Annotated in this window: 19 protein-coding genes; 11 read left to right on the forward strand and 8 right to left on the reverse strand. The window is 60.9% G+C overall.

All coding sequences use genetic code 11. The annotated features are described in order from the left end of the window. The first annotated feature begins 3 nt into the window (after window positions 1–3). Window positions 4–396 carry a DUF2802 domain-containing protein gene (locus FCS96_RS06850; protein ID WP_138439487.1) on the forward strand — a complete coding sequence of 131 codons (393 nt, stop codon included), beginning with the start codon at window positions 4–6 and terminating at the stop codon, window positions 394–396. A 30-nt stretch (window positions 397–426) separates the two neighbouring features. Here the strand turns inward: FCS96_RS06850 and FCS96_RS06855 are convergent, their stop codons facing one another. After that, window positions 427–738, reverse strand: coding sequence for an EscU/YscU/HrcU family type III secretion system export apparatus switch protein (locus FCS96_RS06855; protein WP_138439489.1), 312 nt, complete (start codon window positions 736–738; stop codon window positions 427–429). Further along, window positions 735–2,087 (reverse strand): flagellar hook-length control protein FliK, encoded by a 1,353-nt coding sequence (gene fliK / locus FCS96_RS06860; RefSeq protein ID WP_138439668.1) that lies wholly within the window; start codon window positions 2,085–2,087, stop codon window positions 735–737. The genes FCS96_RS06855 and fliK overlap by 4 nt, the downstream gene beginning before the upstream one ends. Window positions 2,088–2,263: 176 nt before the next feature. Between fliK and ccmA the strand changes: the two genes are divergently transcribed. The 9 genes from ccmA to ccmI are packed head-to-tail and all read left to right on the forward strand — an operon-like array spanning window position 2,264 to window position 9,497. Further along, a complete protein-coding gene (ccmA, locus tag FCS96_RS06865; RefSeq protein ID WP_138439491.1) occupies window positions 2,264–2,896 on the forward strand; it encodes a cytochrome c biogenesis heme-transporting ATPase CcmA in 633 nt (210 codons plus the stop codon). Next, window positions 2,893–3,618: a heme exporter protein CcmB gene (gene ccmB, locus FCS96_RS06870; protein WP_138439493.1), complete on the forward strand. Its 726-nt coding sequence runs from the start codon at window positions 2,893–2,895 to the stop codon at window positions 3,616–3,618. Before ccmA ends, ccmB begins: the two co-directional genes overlap by 4 nt. A 32-nt stretch (window positions 3,619–3,650) precedes the next feature. Next, window positions 3,651–4,397 (forward strand): heme ABC transporter permease CcmC, encoded by a 747-nt coding sequence (gene ccmC / locus FCS96_RS06875; RefSeq protein ID WP_138439494.1) that lies wholly within the window; start codon window positions 3,651–3,653, stop codon window positions 4,395–4,397. Continuing rightward, window positions 4,398–4,634, forward strand: coding sequence for a heme exporter protein CcmD (ccmD, locus tag FCS96_RS06880; RefSeq protein WP_138439496.1), 237 nt, complete (start codon window positions 4,398–4,400; stop codon window positions 4,632–4,634). 14 nt (window positions 4,635–4,648) lie between these two features. Further along, the gene (ccmE, locus tag FCS96_RS06885; protein ID WP_138439498.1) at window positions 4,649–5,134 is read left to right on the forward strand and encodes a cytochrome c maturation protein CcmE; all 486 of its coding nucleotides are present in this window, start codon (window positions 4,649–4,651) and stop codon (window positions 5,132–5,134) included. 39 nt (window positions 5,135–5,173) lie between these two features. After that, window positions 5,174–7,174 carry a heme lyase CcmF/NrfE family subunit gene (locus FCS96_RS06890; RefSeq protein WP_138439500.1) on the forward strand — a complete coding sequence of 667 codons (2,001 nt, stop codon included), beginning with the start codon at window positions 5,174–5,176 and terminating at the stop codon, window positions 7,172–7,174. Next, on the forward strand, window positions 7,171–7,707 hold the full coding sequence (locus tag FCS96_RS06895; protein WP_138439502.1) for a DsbE family thiol:disulfide interchange protein: 537 nt from the start codon (window positions 7,171–7,173) through the stop codon (window positions 7,705–7,707). The genes FCS96_RS06890 and FCS96_RS06895 overlap by 4 nt, the downstream gene beginning before the upstream one ends. Beyond that, window positions 7,707–8,186 (forward strand): cytochrome c-type biogenesis protein, encoded by a 480-nt coding sequence (locus tag FCS96_RS06900; protein ID WP_138439504.1) that lies wholly within the window; start codon window positions 7,707–7,709, stop codon window positions 8,184–8,186. Before FCS96_RS06895 ends, FCS96_RS06900 begins: the two co-directional genes overlap by 1 nt. Before the next feature lie 48 nt (window positions 8,187–8,234). Continuing rightward, window positions 8,235–9,497, forward strand: a complete 1,263-nt coding sequence (ccmI, locus tag FCS96_RS06905) for a c-type cytochrome biogenesis protein CcmI (RefSeq protein WP_138439506.1) — start codon at window positions 8,235–8,237, stop codon at window positions 9,495–9,497. A 53-nt stretch (window positions 9,498–9,550) separates the two neighbouring features. Here ccmI and FCS96_RS06910 read toward each other — a convergent pair whose 3' ends face one another. Genes FCS96_RS06910 through FCS96_RS06935 form a run of 6 tightly spaced genes read right to left on the reverse strand, consistent with a single transcriptional unit; the run spans window position 9,551 to window position 16,499 of the window. After that, entirely contained in the window at window positions 9,551–11,281 is a 1,731-nt protein-coding gene (locus FCS96_RS06910; RefSeq protein WP_138439508.1) for a BatD family protein, read from the reverse strand. Then, window positions 11,275–13,077 (reverse strand): VWA domain-containing protein, encoded by a 1,803-nt coding sequence (locus tag FCS96_RS06915; RefSeq protein ID WP_138439510.1) that lies wholly within the window; start codon window positions 13,075–13,077, stop codon window positions 11,275–11,277. The genes FCS96_RS06910 and FCS96_RS06915 overlap by 7 nt, the downstream gene beginning before the upstream one ends. Further along, window positions 13,070–14,095, reverse strand: coding sequence for a vWA domain-containing protein (locus tag FCS96_RS06920; RefSeq protein ID WP_138439512.1), 1,026 nt, complete (start codon window positions 14,093–14,095; stop codon window positions 13,070–13,072). Before FCS96_RS06920 ends, FCS96_RS06915 begins: the two co-directional genes overlap by 8 nt. Next, a complete protein-coding gene (locus tag FCS96_RS06925) occupies window positions 14,089–14,559 on the reverse strand; it encodes a DUF4381 domain-containing protein (RefSeq protein ID WP_138439514.1) in 471 nt (156 codons plus the stop codon). Before FCS96_RS06925 ends, FCS96_RS06920 begins: the two co-directional genes overlap by 7 nt. After that, the gene (locus FCS96_RS06930) at window positions 14,556–15,500 is read right to left on the reverse strand and encodes a DUF58 domain-containing protein (protein ID WP_138439669.1); all 945 of its coding nucleotides are present in this window, start codon (window positions 15,498–15,500) and stop codon (window positions 14,556–14,558) included. The genes FCS96_RS06925 and FCS96_RS06930 overlap by 4 nt, the downstream gene beginning before the upstream one ends. A 36-nt stretch (window positions 15,501–15,536) precedes the next feature. After that, window positions 15,537–16,499, reverse strand: a complete 963-nt coding sequence (locus FCS96_RS06935; protein ID WP_138439516.1) for an AAA family ATPase — start codon at window positions 16,497–16,499, stop codon at window positions 15,537–15,539. 162 nt (window positions 16,500–16,661) lie between these two features. On the opposite strand from FCS96_RS06935, the gene FCS96_RS06940 reads away from it, so the two are divergent. Further along, entirely contained in the window at window positions 16,662–21,656 is a 4,995-nt protein-coding gene (locus tag FCS96_RS06940) for an NAD-glutamate dehydrogenase (RefSeq protein ID WP_138439518.1), read from the forward strand. The last annotated feature ends 32 nt before the right edge of the window (window positions 21,657–21,688 follow it).

The raw sequence follows: 21,688 nt of genomic DNA on the forward strand, positions 1-21,688 counted from the left end.
GTCATGTTTGCAGAAATTCCTTCCTACCTTCCCTGGGCACTGACCGCCGGTGTTGTCGCGTTGTTGGTCATTCAGGGCTTTGTCCATGGTCGCCAGATTCGGCAGTTGAAAGCGTCTCTTAAAGACCGCTGCGATTCCCTGGGTCGAGAGCTACATGCCACCACGAGTGGCAGTGTGGGGATTGGTCAACGGCTGGTGGGCTGTGAGCGGCAGCTGCATGAACTCCGAACTACGCTTGATGAAATGCGCCAGAACGATCCGCTGCGGATCTCTTATGACGAGGCCTCGCGCCTGGTGGATCTGGGAGCAGACATCGAGGACTTGATGAACACCTGCGGCATCTCCCGCCCGGAAGCGGAGCTGGTCTCGGCTCTGAAGAAGCGGCAGGCGGCTTAAGCAAGACGCTCACGGCAATCCCGTGGCCTGTTAAATGGCCGCGGAATCATCTTTGCGGCCGGCGTCTTCGGGCGTGCGGCCGCGGATGTGAAAGGCAAACGCCAGAATTTCGGCAATCACCCGATACAGGCTCTCCGGGATCTCCTCGTTCAGTGAGAGTCGAGCCAGGATGCTGGCCAATTCCGCATTCTCGTACAGCGGCACGCCGTGCTCCCGCGCTATCCTGACGATCTCCTGCGCCATCTCCTCGGTGCGGGTAGCCGCAATCGTGGGTGCCTGTTCACCATCGTATTTCAATGCAACAGCCGCATGAGTGGTCTGGTGTGACGAACGTTCGGTCATGCTTGGGTATCCACTAATCTGTGCTCTAGTCGAGTGACGGAGCCTTCCGGGCTGCCTCGCCGGCATTCCAGCTCGGTCACATCCAGGCCGAGGTCGGTCAGGCTTTGTCGTAGCAGGGGCAGTTCCTCGTTCACCTGGCGAAGAGTGCTTTGTTTGTCTGCCCAGACCCTGGCACTGACCGAGTGTTGACGCAACGCCACGTCGAAGTGCAGGGGGCCGGCATCGTCCAGGTCCATGGCCAGCGAGAGTCGCCACTCGCTGGTCGCCGCTTTCTGAGGATCCCGCTTGTCACCTCGTTCGTCCGGGTGCTGGTCGATGCGCAATTGCGCTACTTTCGGTTCGTTCTGGGGCGTCACCCAAGGCAGTTCCAGCAGGACCGTCGTCAGTGGCGCTGGTGCGTCGCCGCCACTCCGGGCCGCCAGTACCTGACTGTGCAACTGGTTAACGGTAATTCGGTTGAGCATGCCGGCCAGCAGCCGCAGCATCTGTCCCACAGTGGTAGGTTCGCTGCTAGTCGGTGCGGGCGAGGGCCTCACTGGCTGCGGGAATTGCAGCGGGGCCTGAACCAGCTCGGGGCTGGCCAGCGGGGTGATGCGGGTGAACTGTTCCGGACCCTGGCCTTGCTGTGCCAGCAGGGCGGTGATCACCCGGCCGATGGCCAGTTTCAGGTCGGGGACGTTGGCTGAAGGATTCTGCGCCAGCCGGGATTCGGCAAACACGCCGCTCTCGGCGATCCACTGTTTAACCTGCTGCAGCGGCTGCTCCTGGCCTCCGCTGCCTGGTTTTAAACTGGTGGCAGTGGGCAGGCTCGCCAGCACCTGTTGAATGCTCTGCCGGGCCGCTTCCGGCAGCGGTTGCGCCACGCGAGCGGATGGCAACTGGCCCGGGCTCGGGTCTGGTATCAGGCCCTGGTTCAGGCTCGCCAGCATCCGGCTCAGGCCGCTCTCCAGGTTTTGTTGCCAGGGAAGGTGCTGGGCCAGTGCCTTGGCGACTGCGGGTGCCTGGGCCGGTGCCAGCTTCCCCATCAACTGCAGTTCGTTGCCGGCCCGCATGATCTTTACCCAATCTCCCGGTTGCAGACGGGTGTTGCCAATGGATGCGTCCACCGTCAGGGATTTGCCGCGCACATCGAGCAGCAGTTCCGATCGTTCTCCGGACTGACGGATGATTACTTCGGCGACTCTGGCCAGTGTGGTTTGCCGATTGGCAAGCTGCAAGGCGTCGAGTTGCTGACGGGCCGAGGCCGGCAGATCGGCTGTGACCTTCTGGCTCGCCGCCGTGCTTGAAGGCTGCGAGGTAGAAGACGGCGCAGTGGGCTGAGTCGGCTGAGGGCCAGTCGGTAGTTTCATCGCAATTGGTTTGGTGTTGGGCGATTTGATGTTGGGCAAGAGTAATCCGCCCGGGGTTTCGTTATAATACGCCGCGCCGGTGGGTCTTGCCGTGAAAAAATGTCTGCACCCGCCATGTCCGTGTTGAATGCATCCGATGCTGCGTGTGCGCGCATCGTCCTGGTTACGGGGCCCTGATGTCTGAGCCGATCCTACAGGCGACCAATCTTCAGTGTGAACGAGATGAGCGGATGCTGTTCCGTGACCTTTCATTTTCCATACTGCCCGGTACGGTTACCCGTGTCGAGGGGGCAAACGGAACCGGCAAAACCACCTTGCTGAGAATCCTGGCGGGCCTCAACGATGCCTGGTCCGGCGAGCTATTGTGGTGCGGAAAGTCACGCAACTGGCACCGCGAGGAATTCCTGCGCAATGTGCTGTACCTCGGGCATCGCCCGGGCATCAAGGCGCTGCTGACTCCGATGGAGAATCTGCGCGCCTTGGTGGCGCCCCGTCGCCCTGTCGCCGATTCCGTGCTACACCAGGCGCTTTCTGGGACCGGGCTGGACGGCTTTCACGATGTTCCCTGTCGACGCCTGTCCGCTGGTCAGCAGCGACGTGTCGCTCTGGCCCGATTGCTGATCGCCGACGAACCGCTGTGGTTGCTTGATGAGGTGTTCACCGCCATCGACGCCAAGGGTGTCAGCGCCATTGAAGCATTGCTACAGCAGCGCGCCGCTGAGGGCGGGGCCGTGGTGGTCACCACGCACCACGAGTTGCAGTTGCCCGGCATGCGGAGCATTAAGCTGGGTGAGGTGGCTGCGCAATGAACGCTGAAACCCGTCCGCTGATCAAACCCCAGGAATCTGCCGTAAGTACTGTTGCCGCCATGAGGGCGGTTTTCAGCCGGGATATGAAAGTGGCCTTCCGGCAGCGCCAGGATCTGCTCAATCCCCTGCTGTTTTTTGTCATGGTGGTGACACTGTTCCCACTGGGAGTTAGTCCGGAAGTGTCATTCCTGCGCGAGGCGGGAGCGGGTATCCTGTGGGTGGCCGCGCTTTTGTCCGTGTTGCTGTCCCTGGACCACCTGTTTCGCCACGATTTTGACGACGGCACTCTTGAGCAGTTGGTGCTGCAACCGCAGCCGCTGTTCCTGCTGGTGCTGGCGAAAACCCTGGCGCATTGGGTGCTGACCGGCTTGCCGTTGGTGCTGTTGGCGCCGGTACTGGGGGTAATGGTGCACCTCGACGGGAACTCCATCGCAGTTTTGTGTCTAACGCTGCTGATCGGAACACCAGTGCTGAGCCTGATCGGCGCCATCGGCGCGGCACTGACCCTGGGGCTGCGCTCCGCCGGTGTGCTCTTGTCTCTGCTGATCATCCCACTGTACATTCCGGTGCTGATCTTTGGCACTGGCACAGTGGCCGCAGCAACGGAGGGCGCTCCGGTAGGAGCCTACGTGGCCCTGATGGGAGCGTTTCTGGTCCTGGCGATAACACTGGCACCGTTTGCGGCCGCGGCAGCGCTGAAAATCAGCCTGTCGAACAGCTAGGAATAATTGATGATGCTTAGGGTATCCGTCTGATGTGGCAGATTTTTCATAAACTGGGTTCTCCCAAATGGTTCTTCGGGATCGCAACCCGGTTGATGCCGTGGTTGCTGGCGGGCGCACTGGCCCTGCTGGCCGTGGGTCTGGTCTGGGGCCTGGCCTTTGCACCTAAGGATTACCTTCAGGGCAACAGTTACCGGATCATATTCATTCACGTACCCTCGGCGTTCCTGGCGCAGTCGGTGTACATCATGATGGCGACGGCTGGCGTGGTGACACTGGTTTGGCGGATGAAGCTGGCGGATGTCTTCGTTAAGGCGGTTGCGCCGGTTGGCCTGGTGCTGACTTTTCTGGCCCTGTTTACCGGCGCGGTCTGGGGCAAGCCGACCTGGGGCACCTGGTGGATCTGGGATGCCCGGCTCACCTCCATGCTGATCCTGCTATTTCTCTATGGCGGGGCGATTGCCCTGGACCGGGCCATCAATGATGAAAAGTCCGCGGCTCGGGCGGTTGCGGTACTGGTGTTGGTCGGGGTGGTCAATATCCCTATCATCAAGTACTCCGTGGAATGGTGGAATACCCTGCATCAGCCCGCGACATTCAAGCTGACCGAAAAACCGTCCATGCCGGCGGAAATGTGGGTGCCCCTGTTGCTGTCGGTGCTGGGCCTGTACCTGCTGTTCGGCTGGCTGGCCTGCTTGCGCATGCAGACAGAAATCCTCGCACGTGAGCAGCGCACGCGCTGGGTCAAAGAACATGTACTGGCGCGGAGGGCCGGTTAAATGGCGTTCGACTCGTTTACCGCCTTTATCTTAATGGATGGCCACGGCCCCTATGTTTGGGTCTGTTACGGCGTCTTTGTAGTGCTCATCGCGGGCATGATGCTCTGGTCATGGCGCCGACACCGGGCGGTTTTGCAAGCCTGCCGCCGGGTGCACGAAACCACAGACGAAAGCGGGCGCGGCTCGGCGCAACCGGCGCCGGCGACGTTTACCCGGGTAAAAGTTTCTCAAGACTGAATGGCAGATACTGAATGCATCCTATCCGTAAAAAACGACTGACCATCGTCCTGTTTCTGATCGCAGGTATCGCGGTGGCGGTCGGCTTGACCACTTACGCGTTGCGCCAGAACATTAACCTGTTCTATGACCCAAGCCAGATCTCTGCCGGAGAAGCGCCAGTGGATGTCCGCATCCGCGCTGGTGGTATGGTCGAGGAAGGCTCTGTCCTGCGTGACCCAGAGAGCCTTCAGGTGGAGTTCCGGGTGACCGACTTCAGCGCCTCGGTTCCGGTTGTGTATGTCGGTATCCTGCCGGACCTGTTTGCCGAAGGGCAGGGTGTGGTTGCCATGGGTAAGCTTGACGGTAAGGGCCGGTTTGTTGCCGACCAAGTCCTGGCGAAACACGATGAGAATTATATGCCACCGGAGGTGGCGGATGCGCTGGCGAAGTCCGCCAAGGATCGGGCGGAATACGGAGCAAAATACGGTGAAGGCTCCAGCAACGCACCTACGTACTGATTTTCAAACTATAAACGGCCAAGTGGCCAGAGGGCTCTGATGTATCCGGAACTCGGACAGCTCGCACTAATTCTCTCGCTGTTGTTGGCAGTGCTCCTTTCCGTGATTCCACTGGTGGGGTCGATTGCCGGACGGGATAACCTGCAGGCGTTTGCCCGCCCGCTGGCGTCCGGCATGTTTGTCTTTGTCGCCCTGGCGTTCGCGGTACTTACCCAAGCCTTTCTCACCGACGACTTTTCCGTGGCCTACGTCGCCAATAACAGCAACAGCCTGTTGCCCTGGTACTTCAAATTCAGCGCCGTCTGGGGCGGCCACGAAGGCTCGCTGCTGTTGTGGATTCTGATGCTGGCGGGCTGGACCCTGGCGGTGGCAGTGTTCAGTCGCCGCTTGCCGTCGGTGGTGGTGTCCCAAGTGCTGTCCATCCTCGGCATGGTCACCGTTGGCTTCCTGCTGTTTATCCTGATTACTTCCAATCCCTTTGATCGCCTGTTGCCCAACGTGCCTGCGGACGGCGCTGACCTGAACCCACTGCTGCAGGATTTCGGTCTGATCGTGCACCCTCCGATGCTGTACATGGGGTATGTTGGCTTTGCCGTGGCCTTTGCTTTTGCCATCGCCGCGCTCATCAACGGCCGTCTGGATGCGGCCTGGGCCCGCTGGTCCCGGCCCTGGACCACTGTAGCCTGGTCGTTCCTGTCCATCGGTATTGCGCTTGGCAGCTGGTGGGCTTATTACGAGCTGGGCTGGGGCGGCTGGTGGTTCTGGGATCCGGTCGAGAATGCCTCGCTGCTGCCCTGGTTGTCCGGTACGGCACTTATGCATTCCCTGGCGGTGACCGAAAAGCGCGGTGTCTTCAAAAGCTGGACCGTTCTGCTGGCCATTGTCACCTTTGCGCTCAGCCTGCTGGGAACCTTCCTGGTGCGCTCCGGCGTGCTGACCTCAGTGCATGCCTTCGCCTCTGATCCCGAGCGCGGTGTGTTCCTGCTGGCTCTGCTGGCCGTGACCGTGATCGCCAGCCTGACCCTTTACGCGTTCCGGGCGCCGGTGGTGCATGTCCGCGCCAGGTACGGATCGATGTCCCGGGAAATCTTCCTGCTGCTTAACAACGTGATGCTGGTTTCCGCCACGCTGCTGGTGGCCGTCGGCACCCTGTACCCGCTGGTGCTGGATTATCTGGAAATGGGCAAGTTGTCCATTGGCGAGCCGTTCTTCAATATCACCTTCAGCCCGCTGGCAGTAGCAACCGGCCTGCTGATGGGCGCTGGTATCTTCTCCCGCTGGAAAAAGACCGATGGCGGCTGGCTCGGGCGCAAGTTGCTGTGGCCGCTGGCGATCAGCCTGGTGGTAACCGCGGCGGTTCTGGTTGGCTACGGTGGCTTTACGCCCTGGGCCTGTGCCGGTGTTTTTACCGCCGTATGGGTGGCGGTGGCGACCTTCTGGGACCTGTGGGAAAAATCCGCGTCTCGCAAAGGCCGCCTGCACGGCCTGAAGCGCCAGTCTCGCAGCTACTACGGCATGGTCTTCGGTCATCTGGGCCTGGCCATCACCATGGCGGGTGCCACCATTGTCTCCAACTACGGCATTGAGCGGGATGTGCGCATGGTGCCAGGTGATGTGGCCACCGTGGGCGATTACCAGTTTGTGTTCCGGGATATTGGCGAGCGCCGGGGCGCCAATTTTACCGCCCAGTACGGCAGCTTTGATGTGCTGGTGGACGGCGAGAAGATTGCCGACCTGCACCCGGAGAAGCGTCAGTACTCCGTAGGTATGAGTGTAATGACCGAGGCGGATATTGACGCCGGCCTGTTCCGCGACATCTTCGTGGCCGTTGGCGAGCGGATTTCCGACAACGCCTGGGCCATTCGGTTGCAGTACAAGCCTCTGGTGCGCTGGCTGTGGCTGGGTGCCATCTTCATGGCGGCTGGTGGTTTTCTGGCCATTTCCGACCGTCGCTACCGGGTGCGTGAACGCTCGGCCCAGAAAAGCAACGCCGGTGTCCCTTCCGGCAACGCCACCGAATCCGCTGGAGCAGTATCATGAAGCGTTTTTTCCTGTTTCTGCCGTTGCTGATTGCCGTCGTATTGGGCGTGGTGCTGTTCGCCGGTATCGGGAAAGACCCCACCAAACTGGAATCGGCGCTGATCGGCAAGCCTGTGCCGGCGTTCAGTCTGAAGGATTTGAACACCCCGGATACTCTGCTGGACGAGTCACTGTTCAAGGGCAAGGTGCAACTGCTGAACGTGTGGGGCACCTGGTGTCCTGCCTGTCGCGACGAGCACGACGATCTGATGTGGCTGGCCCAAGACAAGGGCGTGTCCATCATTGGCCTGAACTACAAGGATAACCGGGAGGATGCCCTGGTATGGCTGGAGCGGCTCGGTGATCCTTACAGCACGTCAATCTACGATCCCAGGGGCACCCTGGGGTTCGATCTGGGGGTCTATGGCGCGCCGGAGACCTTCGTGATTGATGAACAGGGTGTGGTGCGCTATCGGCACGTGGGTGTGGTCAACGAGAAGGTCTGGCAGGAAACCCTGCTGCCGGTGATCAACGATATCCGGGAGAATGGCTGATGGCCCGCTTTGCCCTCGTGGCCGCACTGCTGATGCTGGCCCCCATGGCCAGTGCGCAGGTGGCCGATGTCTACAACTTCGAGACCACACAGCAAGAGCAACGCTTTCAGGACCTGATCGAGGAGCTGCGCTGTCCGAAGTGTCAGAACCAGAATATTGCCGATTCCAACTCGCCCATCTCCAAGGATATGCGCGCAGAGGTTTACCGACGCATGCGCACGGGCGAGAGCAATGACGAGATCGTCGATGCCCTGGTAGACCGCTTTGGCGAATTTATCCTGTACCGGCCTCAGGTCGAGAAACGCACCATCCTGCTGTGGGCAACGCCCGCCATTGCCGTGCTAGGCGGTTTGCTGGTGGTGATCGGTGTCATCGTGCGCTCTCGTCGGCAAACCGACGAGACACCGGAGCTGACCGCCGAAGAGAAGGCCCGCGTGGCCAAGATTCTTGCAGAAGACGATCAGGACAATCGAGCCTGATCGCTTCTTCTCTGCTGCACTCATGACTGAACCTGTGACGATATCTCCATGACTGAAACCTTCTGGATTGCCGCAACGGTACTCATCATCCTGGCCCTTGCGTTTGTGTTGTATCCGGTGCTTTTTCACAGCTCAGCGGCGAGAGAGCGAGCTGACTTCAGAAACCAGAACCTGATGGCCTATCGGAGCCGGATGAAGGAACTGGACGCCGAGTACGAGGCGGGAATATTGGGCGACGACAACTACCGGCAGCTGAAAGAAGAGCTCGCCGGTGCCATGCTCGATGATGTCCCGGATGAGACTGTGATGGGGCCAGCCCTGAGTGGCCGAAAAAGTGCCATTGCGGTGGGTTTGGTGGCCATTCTGCTGGTGCCGGTCGCAACCTATTTCCTTTACCAGGAGTGGGGCGCCATGGACGACGTGGAACAGCTCATCACCATGCAGGCCATGGGGCAGACTGACAGCGCCCGCCAAAACCAGATGGCCGAGCTTACCGACCAGCTTCGGGAAAAGCTTGAAGCCAGCCCTGACAATCCCGATGGCTGGGCCATGTTGGGACAGAGCTACATGCGTCTGGAGCGATACCAGGCTGCGGCTTCGGCCTTCCGGCGCCTGTCGGAATACGCGCCCAATGAAAACGCACGTGCCGTTGCCCTCGGCCTGGCGGCACAGGCCCAGTTCTTCCGCAGCCAGGGGGCCATGACCGCTGAGGTGAGGGCGGCCATTGAAGCGGCTCGTGAACTGAATCCCGATGAAGTGAACGCCCTGGGCCTACTGGGCATTTACGCCTTCAGCCAGGAAAACTACCGGGAAGCGATCAAGTACTGGGAACGGATTGTGGCAGTGGCGCCGGATCATCCCCAACTAGCTTCGATTCAGGGTGGTATTCAGGAAGCTTACGGGCGTCTGGGTGAAACGCCACCCAGTTTCGAAACTGCCGAGGCAGAAGGCCCGGGCGTGACGGTTCGGGTGAGCTTGTCCGAGGCATTTCGGGATCAGGTACCTGCAGACACCGTGCTGTTTGTGTTCGCCCGTGGTCAGGGAGGTGCTGGTGGCCCGCCCCTGGCGATCACCCGCCTGACGGCAGGTGCTCTGCCGGCCGAGGTACGGTTGGATGACAGCAAGTCGATGTCGCCGGAGGCGAAAATCTCCAGCGCCGAGGCGGTCATGGTGACCGCCCGGCTGAGCCGCTCAGGCAACGCTATCGCCCAACCCGGCGACTGGCAGGGCAGCCTGGAAGTGCCGGCAGAGGTCAGTGATGACGCTGGTGAGCCGGTCGAGTTGGTGATTGATCAGCAGCTCACTCAGTAACGGCAACACCTCCTAATATGAGCCTCAGATAACTGAAACTGGTTTCGCCACGCTTATGCCGAGAGGCTGTCGGGGTAGAGTGGCGGCAGTTCGGAGCCTTGGGGCTCGACAGAATTCCGCTGCTCGCGCACCTGTTGTAGTGCCTTGGCCAGGGCGCGGCCGTCCCAATCCTCCGCAGTATCATTGCCCGGCGCAAACAGCCGCGCCTGCAGGCGCCGAAGTTCGGCGCTCAGGGTGGCATTATTCAACCCCGCCATAACCTCCGACGCGGTCCGGAAGTTTTTTCCGGCAAAGCGCTGGTTCGCCCACTGCACCAGCAGCGCCGGGGTTGAGGCCGATCCCTTGCGGGCGGCTTGAATCAGCTGCTCGAACAGGGCGCTTTCCCGATGGTCCGGCGCAGCCCGCTGTGACTTGGGCGTGTTACCCCCGTTTCGGGCCCGCCACCACAACACCAGAGTTGCCAGCCAGAGTGCAGCCAGAGCCAGGCTCAGCCATTGCCAATTGGATGTGTCATTGTTCGAAGTCCTGGGCTCTGACGTGCCCGTGGTGGCGCCCGTATCGTTATCGGTGCCAGAAGGTGTTGTTGAGGCATTAACCTGCGCCGGAGCACCACCCACCTGCAACGTTTTGGCCGGAATGACGGCTACCTGCTCGCTGTCGCTGGTGGTGTCCCACCAGGTGATCCGAATTTCGGGCAGGGTCAGCGGGCCGGATTGCACCGGCACCAGGGCACGGGTCTGACTCAGGCTCGAGGTCAGGCCGGCCGGGGTTATGTCGGTTTTCCGTTCCGGCGCCTCGGGGTAGCTGCGCAGGCCCTCTGGAGCGAGTTCTGGCAGCGGGGGCAGGGCTTCGGCCGGTAACCCGGCCGCCCGCAGGGTGATGTTGCGGGTCAGGTTTTCGCCGGTTTCCACCTGCAAGGACTCGGGCAGCCCGGACTCATCCAGTGTCAGGGCGCTGGCGGGCAGCCAGGTATCGCCGGTATAGCTGGCGGGGACATCGTTCACCGGAACGGTGTAGAGCTGCTCGCTGTCGCGTAGGAAAATCAGCTTGCCGCTGGCGTCGCGGGCCTGTCCCTCAAAGCGGATCGGTGGCAGGGTCAGTTCGCCCGGTTGTTGCGGGAACAGCGCGTAGCGGCGTTCCACCACGCGGTAGCGGACACCGTCGCGGTAGCGGGAGTATTCCTTCTGCTTGCCCAGAGGCTCGATGATCGCATCCGGATGTTCCGGCTCCGACAGCTCGCCTCGCACCAGATTGCCGCTGAAGAACAGGCGGATGGTCATGGTCAGCTGTTCCTGCACGTATACTTCGGCCTTGTCCGCTGACAACTCGATGAAACTGTCCCGGCTGGCGGCCACGTTCTGATCCGGCGGGTTTCCGCTGACGACCTCAATGTTGACCGGTTTCGAGGTTGAGTCCTTGAAGCTGAGTGACGGAATGGTCAGCTTGCCGCTGCGCTGGGGCGCCAGTTGGTAAGTCCAGGTGATCTCACCCACCATGTCGTTGTTCACGGTGCGAATGCTGTAGCGCTGATTTTTCGCCAGTACCTCGAATGCCGGTTCCACCTTTTCGATGTCGGGCGAGGGCAGGTTGGACAGGTCCAGATTGAAGAGATTGCTCAGGTTGATATCCAGTTTCATGGAGCCGGTCACGGTCAGGGTCAGCACCTCGCCCTCATAAAGCCGAGTGCGATCCGGTTCGACCTTGAGCTCCCCGGCGTGAAGAAAGGTAGCCATCGCCATCAGAACCAATACGCGAATGGCAGAGATCATTAGCCGGTTTACCATGGTGTATCGCCCTCATCGGATGGTGTCTGGCGTTCCTGATACTGTTGCAGGAATTTGCGCTTCAGCAGGCCGCCGGGATTATCCGGGACCCGGCGCAGCCATTGTTCCTGGCCCTGGGATAGGGGTTGCTCGGAAATCTGGGCCGGTGCTTCCACCTGGCCGCTGCCGTCCGTACCTTCGCGGGATTGCGCCTGCTGCTGTTGGTCCCCGGTGTTGTCCTGGGAGTCGCTGGCGTTGCTGTCGGTCTCGTTGGCGCCGTTGTTGGACGACTGCTCCGACGGCTGGCCCTGGTCCTGGCTGTTCCCGGATTGGCCGGATTCCTGGGGTTGCTCCTGACCCTGATTGCCGGGGGACTGATCGGACGAGCCGTTCTGCGAATCACTATTGTCCTGCTGTTGTGACTCCTGGCCCTGGTTTTGTTGCTGGCCTTTCTGCTGTTGATCGAGTAATTGTCTGACCAGTTCCTGGTTCTCGCGGGCGTCGGTCATGTCGGGGGCTTGTTCAAGGGCCTGGTCGTAGGCAGCCAGGGCCTGCTCCAGCTGGCCGGCCCGGGCCAGGGCATTGGCCCTGTTGTAATCCGCACGCGCGCCCTGGACGGCGGCAAAGGCCTCGGCGGCCTGTTCGTACTGCCCCGACCGGTACAGGGCGCTTCCACGCCACTCCGGATCGTCCAGATGGTTGGCGGCGTCAGCCGGGTCTTCACGAATCAGCTCGGGGGCTCGTTGGTCTTCCCGTTGCCAGAGTTCCCCCCACTCCATTGCCTGGGCCGGCTGCGACGTCAGCGGCAGCACGGTGAGGGCAAGCACGGTAAAGGCGCCCCGGCGCCAGCCCAGCAGCAACAGTGGCAGAACCAGCCAGAGCAGCCAGTAGCCGTCATCCTGCCAGCGGTTCACCGTGACGCCAGAGTCGGTCTCCTGCCAGTCATCGCTTTCCGTGGGTTCCAGCTTCAGGGCCTGGATATCACTTTCATCCAGCGTGAGTTGCTCGCTTGCGCCTCCGTTCTGCTGGGCCAGGCTGGCCAGGGAGTCGGGGTTGGCACGGGTGATGACGATATCGCCGTTCTCGCGGATAAAGCCCCGCTTGGCCAGGGGAATGGGGCCACCCTGTTCGGTGCCGACCACCAGGGTATCCAGGGACAGGTCGGTGCCTTCCAGGGTTTGTGAAATACTGGTGTGGTAGCGCGTGGGCACATCGTCGGTGATCAGCAGAATCCGCCCCTTGCCCGGTGCACCCTGTTGCAGGAGATTACGGGCCCGGGCAATGGCAAGATCGGCCCGGTTGCCCGGGGCCGGCATGATCACCGGATCCAGCACATCCAGCATGCCTTCGATGGTTTTGCCGTCGTCGGTCAGCGGCGCAACTACGTGGGCGTCGGCGGCGAATACAATCAGCCCGTTCAAGCTGCCCTCACGGGCGTCCAGAATATCGCGGATCTTGCGTTTTGCCAGTGTCAGCCTATCTGGCTCCAGATCGGTGGCGAGCATGGACAGCGACAGGTCGAGCACGATGACCAGGCTATCGCCCGGCTGTTTCAGTGGCGTGGGTGCCTCACGCCAGGCGGGACCGGCAAGGGCAATGGCGAGGGCGATCACCGCCAGGGACACCGGCAGCATCGGCGACCCGTGCTGTGTGCCGGAGGTGCCATCATGGCGGATGACCGGCGCCAACAATCGCTCAGGAATGATCCTTGCCCAGCCGCTGTCGCCAAGACGCAGGTGTCGGAGCGTGAAAATCAGTATGGGTAGGCTCAGTATCAGCAGCAGCCAGAACGGACGGAGAAAATGGAAATCAGCCATTGGTTTCCCTCTTCGTCGCCGGCTGGCGAGATTTCACCAGCGAGGAGCCGTGGCGGAGCAGTAGCAGGGCCAGCCACAGCAGTGCCGCCAAGCCCGCCGGCCAGGCAAAAAGTTCCGTGACTGGTCTGTAGAACTTGCCCTCCAGTTCAATCGGCTCCAACTGGTTGATGCTTTCGTAGATCAGTTCCAGTTCCGGCAGGCTCCGGGCCCGGAAGTAGCGGCCGCCGGTCTGCTCCGCCATGCGCGTCAACAGGGCCTCGTCCAGATCCCGCGACGGATTCACCCGCCGCGAGCCCAGGAAACCGCGCTGTATCATGGATTCGGCACCGATACCGATGGTGTAGAGCCGGACACTGGCCGCTTCAGCAATCTCGGTGGCTTTGTCCGGGGTGATTTCGCCGGCGGTGTTGGCGCCATCGGTGAGCAGGATGACCACGCGCTGGTCCTGTGGCCGGTCCCGCAGCCGCTTGATCGATAAGCCCACCGCGTCGCCGATGGCGGTGGCTCGGCCCGCCATGCCCAGGCCTGATTCCCGCATCAGGGTCTTCACGGTTGCCAGGTCAAAGGTCAGGGGCACCTGCACATAGGGTTGGGTGCCAAACAGGATCAGCCCGAGGCGGTCGCCTTTGCGTTGGCTGATGAAATCGTCTAGCACTACCTTCACCGCCTGCAGCCGGTTGATGCTGCGGCCCTGAACGACCATGTCCTGTTCGTCCATACTCGGGGAGATGTCTACCACCAGCATCAGGTCGCGACCGGATACCGGCAGTTGTACCTGCTCGCCAACATGCTGTGGCCGCGCCAGCGCCACCACCAACAGACACCAGATCACGAACAGCAATAGTTTCTGCCAAAGCGGGGTGGCGCTGCCGTGACGGCTTACGCCGGGTAGGTCAGACAGCCAGTGGCCAACCGGCAGCATCGGTGCATCCACCGACTGTCCCGCGGGTCGCCGCCACTGCAGCAGCAGCGGTACCAGCACAAGCAGCATCAGCCAAGGATAAGCGAGACTTACCATGCCTGACCTCCCAGCCAGGAGCGGGCAAATTCCGTGGCCTGTCGGGGGTCGGCACTGGCCTTGGGTTGCCAGCTACTGTGCACAATCGCTTCAACGATTGGCCGCGAAGCAATTCGGTCGTTCGGCGCCGTCGAAAGCAAAAATGCTACCCAGGCCTCGCCACTCAGAGACTCCGGGTGTTTGTCCGGATAACGCTGGCGCGCCGCCCGTTTCAGCAGGCTGTTCAACTGGGCAAACCAGTGGGGTTCCGGGCTGGCCTGATGTTCCAAGGCGGACAGTTCGGCTTTGGCCAAGCGCAGCCAGCGATTGCGACGACGGCGCCGGTGCACAAGCCAGAACAGTCCGGCAAGCGCTAGCAGCAGAATCAAGGCCAGTAGCCACCAGCCCGGTGCCGGTGGCCAGAAGCCCCCGGTTGCCGGCAGGTGAATGTCCTTCAGTTGGCTCAGTGGGTCCTGCGGGTTCATCCGATCCGGCCTCCCGGCCCCAGCAGCGCTTTCAGCGCCACTGCAGGTTCCTCGCCGGTGGACACCATGGCCGAGGCCACGCCCGAGGTGCGGAAACAGTGTTCCAGGCGGGCCTCATGGGCATCCACCTTGCGTCGCCAGGCTTGTTGGAACCGGGTATTGGCGGCATCAAACCAGACCGGGCCGTCGGGGCCTGCGACGGCAAAGCGGCCGCTACTGGGCAGCGCGCGCTCCAGGGGATCCACGATGCGGATGGCACTGACCGAATTGTGACGGGCCAGGGCGCCCAACAGAGTCGGGGTGTCTTCCGTGATGCCAAGGAAGTCGCTGATCACAAAAATGCGGCTGCCGGTGTGGGCTACCCGGCGGGCTTCGGCCAGCGCTTGGTCGAGGCCATTGGTGTCGGTGTCTTCGGCGGGAGTGTTGGCTTTGGCTCCCGGCTGTTGCTGGTGGTCGGCCAGGGTATCCAGCAGGCGCAGCACGGATTTCTTGCGCCGGGCCGGGCGCAGCACGCTCAGTGACCGGTCGTTGAAGACAATACCGCCGACCTGATCACCGGCCCAGAGCGCCAGCCAGGCCAGCAGGCTGGCAACCTGCGCCGACCGCACCTGTTTGTAGGCACCGGTACTGGCAAAGAACAGGGTCGGGCCCAAATCGCAGAGCAACAGCACCGGGCGTTCCCGCTCTTCCTCGTACAGCTTGGTGTGGGGCGCCTGGCGTCTTGCAGTTACGCGCCAGTCGATGCTGCGGATGTCGTCACCGGGCTGGTATTGGCGAACCTCCGCGAATGCCATGCCTCGGCCCCGTTGCGGTGACCGCTGCAAACCAGCCTGGCGTGTTTTCGCCGGGCGGGCCGAGGGCAGCTTCAACGCACGTGCATCGGCCTGCAGGCGGATCAGGTCCGGCAGGCTGATGTGGGTTAGAGCGTCGGAGTCAGTCATGGTGGCGGTGTCAGTCTGTCGCATCGGTGAAGATCATCAGGCGGTGACCGGTACTCGCTCAATCAGGCGCTCGATAACCGCGTCGGCGGTCATGCCCTCGGCCTCGGCCTCAAAGGTCAGCAGAATCCGGTGCCGGAGCACATCATAAGCCATGGCTCGGACGTCGTCCGGGGTCACGTAGTCCCGGCCGTCGAGCCAGGCCAGGGCCCGGGCGCAGCGGTCCAGGGCAATGGTGCCGCGCGGGCTGGCGCCAAAGGCGGTCCAGCGCGCCAGCTCAGGGTCCAGGCTGCCGGCATCGCGGCTGGCCAGTACCAGCGCCAGTAGATACTGTTCCACCGGTTCGGCCATGTAGATATCGGCGACCTCGTTGCGGGCGTCGAAGACCTGGTCCGCGGTCAGTCGAACATCGGTCTGGGGCTGGCCCTGGCGATAGTCATTGCGCGCCAGGTGCAGAATGGCTTTCTCGGCCTCGGCCGAGGGGTAATCAATCACCACGTGCATCAGGAAACGGTCGAGCTGGGCTTCGGGCAGGGGATAGGTGCCTTCCTGCTCAATGGGGTTCTGGGTGGCCATCACCATGAACAGGCGATCGAGCGGAAAGGTACGCAGGCCCACACTGACCTGGCGCTCGCCCATGGCTTCGAGCAGAGCGGACTGTACCTTGGCCGGCGCCCTGTTGATCTCATCGGCCAACACCAGGTTGTGAAAGATCGGCCCGCGCTGGAATTCGAAGGTCCCGGTTTCAGCCCGGTAGATTTCACTGCCGGTTACGTCGGAGGGCAGCAGGTCCGGGGTGAACTGGATGCGGTGGAAATCACCGTCCAGGTGATCGGCCAGAGCCTTGATCGCGGTGGTCTTTGCCAGGCCCGGGGCACCCTCCACCAGGAGGTGGCCATCGGCGAGGAGGGCAATCAGCAATCGGTCCACCAATTTTTCCTGTCCGATTATCCTTTTTGCCAACTGCGACCTGAGTTCACCGAACGTATGCTGTAGCGACATTGAAAGGAACTGCTCCGATTCTCTAGGGTTCATCTTAGAACGTCTTTTCGTGCGTAAGTAGTTGCCGCAGTTTTGGTGTCTGCCCGGCAAAAATCAAGGGTTTGACTATGCTTATGTGACAATAAGACGATTACGTTTACTTCACACTAACCGAGGTCGATCATGAATGCGCTGACAGTAGCCAGCAAGGATCAGTTTTTTGAACAACTGGCTGATGCGTTCGCCCAGAAAATTGCCAAGACAGAGGCAAACAAGATCTGCGAATTTGCCAAGCAGCATTATGCCCATATTCCTCTTGAGGAGCTGGTCAGTCGACGATTTTCAGACACCTACGGTGCAGTTCTCGCGGCCTGGCAATTCCTTCAGAAGCGGACCGCCGACGAGACACCAGTGTCGGTGTTCAACCCTGACCTCGAAAGCGATGGCTGGCAGTCGACCCACACGGTCATTTTCATACTGCACCCGAACATCCCTTTTCTGATCGACTCTCTACGGATTGCAATCAATCAGCGCGAGATCGGAACCCACTCCATCCAGCATTCCATCCTTCAGGTAGAGCGCACTGAGGACGGCAAGCTAAGCAAGCTGCTGCCCAACAAGCGCGCCAGCAAGAATTCCCAATTCGAAGCCTTCATCGTGCTGGAGATCGACCGGCACAGCGATCCGGCCGACCTGAGCGAGTTGGAGGAAACACTGCAAACGGTGTTGCACGAAGTGCGCATCGCCGTCTCAGATTTCCCGATTGTCACCGACAAGGTCGGCGAGATCCTGGACGAGTTGGATACCACCTCCGCCGGAATCGACGATGAACAGAAAGAAGAGGCGCGAGCCTTCCTGAACTGGCTGGTACAGGACCACTTTACGTTCCTGGGTTACGACGAGTACGACTTTGCCAAAGACAAGAGCGGCATGGTGGTGCGCCGGGTTGAGAACTCGGAGCTTGGCATCCTGCGGGTCAATAACGAGCGTCCGGACCGGGTTCGGCTGAACGAGTTACCCCAACGCACGCGCCATGAAATGACGCGCACCGACGATATCTTTATTTTCGCCAAATCCGCCCAGCGCTCGCGGGTGCATCGTCCGGCCTACCCGGACTACATCGCGGTCAAGAAGTTCAACAGTAAGGGTGAAGTGGTTGGCGAGCGTCGCTTTCTGGGTCTGTACACCTCCCGCGTTTACAACGAGCGCCCGGATGAGATCCCGCTCCTGCGCCGGAAATTCCAGAGTGTAATCAAACGATCCGGTTTCCTGCGCGACGATTACGCCGGCAAAGAGCTGGACCAGATTCTCACGGTCTATCCCCGGGATGAACTGTTCCAGATTGAAAGCAAAGATCTGCTGAAGGTGGCCAAGAACATCCTGTACATCCAGGAGCGCCGCCGCATTGAGCTGTTTATGCGCGAGGACGTGTATGGCCAGTTCGTGACCTGCCTGGCGTTCTTTCCCCGTGATATCTACAACACTGAGCTCCGGCAAAAGGTCGAGCAGGTGTTGCTGGACCGGCTGGAAGCGGAAGACATCGAATTTGTCACCCACTTCTCCGAGTCGGTGCTGGCCCGCGTGCAGTTCACCATTCGGGTGCCTCAGGTTGAGAACCGACAGCTGCCCATTGCCGAGATTCGTGAAAAAGTCATCGAGATGGCGCAGTCCTGGCGCGATGGCCTGTACGAGTCCCTGAGTGAGGCCTACGGCGAAGAGCAGGGTAACGAACTGTCACGGCTTTGGTCCGGTGGTTTCCCGGCCAGCTACACCGACATGTTCTCGCCGCGTCGCGCTGCTATCGATCTGGAGCACATCTCCGGCGCCGCCAAACGCGGTGATTTGGCCATGAGCTTCTACCGAGCCCTGGAAGAGGTTGAAAGCACCCTGCATTTCAAGCTCTTTTACCCGGATCAGCCGCTGCCGCTGTCCGACGTGATGCCGATCTTCGACAACCTGGGGTTCAGGGTGCTGGGCGAGCATCCATTTGAAGTCACCGACCGCCACGGCAAGTCGGTGTGGATTCACGACTTCACGTTGCAGGCTCACACCGGCCGGGTGGTGGACATCCATCGTATCCGCCCGATCTTCGAGGACCTGTTCCGTCGGGTCTGGTATGGCGATGCCGAAAACGACGCCTTCAACCGGATGCTGTTGTCGTCGTACATGAGCTGGCGCGAGATTGCCCTGTTGCGCACCTTTGCCCGCTACATGCGCCAGATTCGTTTTTCCAACAGTCAGACGTTCATTTCCAACACTCTGGTCAACCATGTGGAACTGGCCAGGCTGCTGTTGGAGTACTTCGAGGTGCGCTTCAACCCGGACCGCTTCCAGAGTGATGGCAAGAGTCGCGCGGCCCAGCAGAAACTGGAAATTGAGTTCAACGCCGGGCTGGACGGGGTCGATAATCTCAGTGAGGACAGGGTGCTGCGGCTTTACATGGAGCTGATGCAGGCGACGCTGCGCACCAACTTCTACCAGCACGATGAGGATGGCGGGCCCAAGCCGTACATCAGCGTGAAATTTGATCCGTCTCAAATTCCGGATGTGCCGCTGCCACTGCCGATGTTTGAGATCTTTGTCTATTCTCCGCGGGTGGAAGGTGTGCATTTGCGCGGGGGTAAGGTTGCCCGTGGCGGCCTGCGCTGGTCGGACCGGTTCGAGGACTACCGCACCGAAATTCTGGGGCTGGTGAAAGCCCAGCAGGTGAAAAACGCAGTCATCGTTCCGGTCGGTGCCAAGGGTGGTTTTGTTGCCAAGCGCCTGCCCGATCCGTCCGATCGCGAGGCGTTCCAGGCCGAGGGTATTGAGGCCTACAAGACCTTCATCCGGGGCCTGCTGGATATTACCGATAACCTGGTGGATGCCGGCATCCACCCGCCCGAACGGGTGGTCCGTCACGACGAAGACGATCACTACCTGGTTGTGGCGGCCGACAAGGGCACCGCGACTTTCTCAGACATCGCCAACGGCTTGTCTGCAGATTACGGCTTCTGGATGGGCGATGCCTTCGCCTCCGGCGGCAGCAATGGTTACGACCATAAGAAGATGGGTATTACCGCCCGGGGTGCCTGGGTATCGGTGGAGCGCCATTTCCGGGAAATGGGTATCAACCCGGCACTGGATGAGTTCACTGCCATCGGCATTGGCGACATGGGGGGAGATGTTTTCGGCAACGGCATGCTCTGTTCCGAGAAAACCAAGCTGGTGGCTGCCTTTAACCACATTCACATCTTCATCGACCCGACTCCGGATCCGGACAAGAGCTTCAAGGAGCGCAAGCGGCTGTTTGAACTGCCCCGTTCGGCCTGGACGGATTACGACACCAAGCTGATCTCCAAGGGCGGTGGCGTGTTCAGTCGCAACGCCAAGTCCATTCCAGTCAGTGCCGAAATGAAGAAGCTGCTGGGTATCAAATCCGATCGGGTACCCCCGAACATGCTGATTTCCCACATTCTCAAGGCCCAGGTAGACCTGCTTTGGGTTGGCGGCATTGGCACCTATGTGAAGTCCGCGGGCGAGTCCCATAGCGACGTTGGCGACAAGGCCAACGATGGCCTGCGGGTTAACGGTTCCGAGCTGCGCTGCAAGGTCGTGGGTGAGGGCGGTAACCTTGGCCTGACTCAGCTCGGGCGGATTGAGTTCGCGCTTCGGGGCGGACGCATGAACACTGACTTCATCGACAACTCCGGTGGCGTTGACTGTTCGGACCACGAAGTGAACATGAAAATCCTGCTGAACCAGGCCGTTGCCGTGGGCGATCTGACCGGCAAGCAGCGCAACGTCATGCTGGAGGAAATGACCGACGATGTCGCCGATCTGGTGTTGAAGAACAACTACCGGCAGACCCAGGCCATCAGTATTGCCAGCGAGGATGCTGCCATCCGGCTGGAGGAATACCGCCGGCTGATGAACACCATGGAGAACGAAGGCAAACTCAACCGGTCGCTGGAGTTTCTGCCCGACGATGAAACCCTGTCGGAGCGGAAACTCGACAAGAAGGGCCTGACCCGGCCGGAACTGTCGGTGCTGATCTCCTACGTGAAAGGCGATCTGAAGCAGACCCTCATCAACAGCACGCTGCCGGATGAGCCCCTGCTGGCTGGCGAGATGTATAAAGTATTCCCGCGCGGGCTAACCCAGAAGTTCTCCAAGGAGCTGGGCGAGCACCAACTGCGTCGGGAAATCATCGCCACCCAGATTGCCAACGACATGGTCAATCACATGGGGATCACCTTTGTTGAGCGGCTGAATCAGTCCACCGGTGCCGACGCGGCGTCCATCGCTCTGGCCTGGATCATTGCCCGGGATGTGTTCCGCATCGACAACTGGTGGGACAAGATTGAGGATCAGGATTTCAACGTGCCGGCCCAGTTGCAAATGGAGCTGATGCAGGACCTGATGCGGCTGATGCGTCGCTCCGTTCGGTGGTTGCTGCGCAATCGTCGGGCTGAACTCAGCATCCAGAACCACATCGAGCGCTTCGCCGACAATGTCTGGGCCATCACCGCCGGTCTGCCGGACTACCTCGGTGAACACGCGCGCACAGCCTGGCAGAAACGGCATCAGGGGCTCGTCGAGGCCGGTCTGCCAACAGAGCTGGCATCGGTGGTGTCGGGTACCGACTATCTGTACTCGTCCCTGGGCATTATTGAGGCCCAGGAAGCGTCCGGCATGCCGCTGAAAACGGTCGCCAATCTGTACTATGAACTGGGTGACAAGCTGGACCTGAACTGGTTTGCCCGGGCCATTGCTTCACTGGCACCGGCCTCGCACTGGCAGGCCCTGGCCCGGGAGAGTTTCCGGGAGGATCTGGAGTGGCAGCAGCGAGCACTCACCACCGGCGTACTCCGATTGGCTGGCAAGCCGGACGATGTACCGGTTTGTGTCGATGCCTGGCTTGAACGGCATGTGGGAATGATCCAGCGCTGGAAGTCCATGCTGGCGGAGCTCAAGAGCGTACGTGAGCCTGAATACGCCATGTTCTCCGTGGCCCTGCGAGAGCTACTGGATCTGGCCCAGAGCACCATGCATTCCGGTCACCTTGATGCCGACAGTGAGACCGAGAGTGAGGCAGAGAGTGGCAGCGCGAATGGGGGGCAAAATGCTGGAGAAATTGCCGGATCGAGTGCTGGAGACATTGCTGCCCAGAGCTCAACAGCGAATGCGACCACTTGAGTATTGCTTTGGTAAAACAGATGCCTTTCAAT

Origin of the sequence: Marinobacter alexandrii (assembly GCF_005871205.1) — a bacterium.
In the GTDB taxonomy this organism is placed as follows: domain Bacteria; phylum Pseudomonadota; class Gammaproteobacteria; order Pseudomonadales; family Oleiphilaceae; genus Marinobacter; species Marinobacter alexandrii.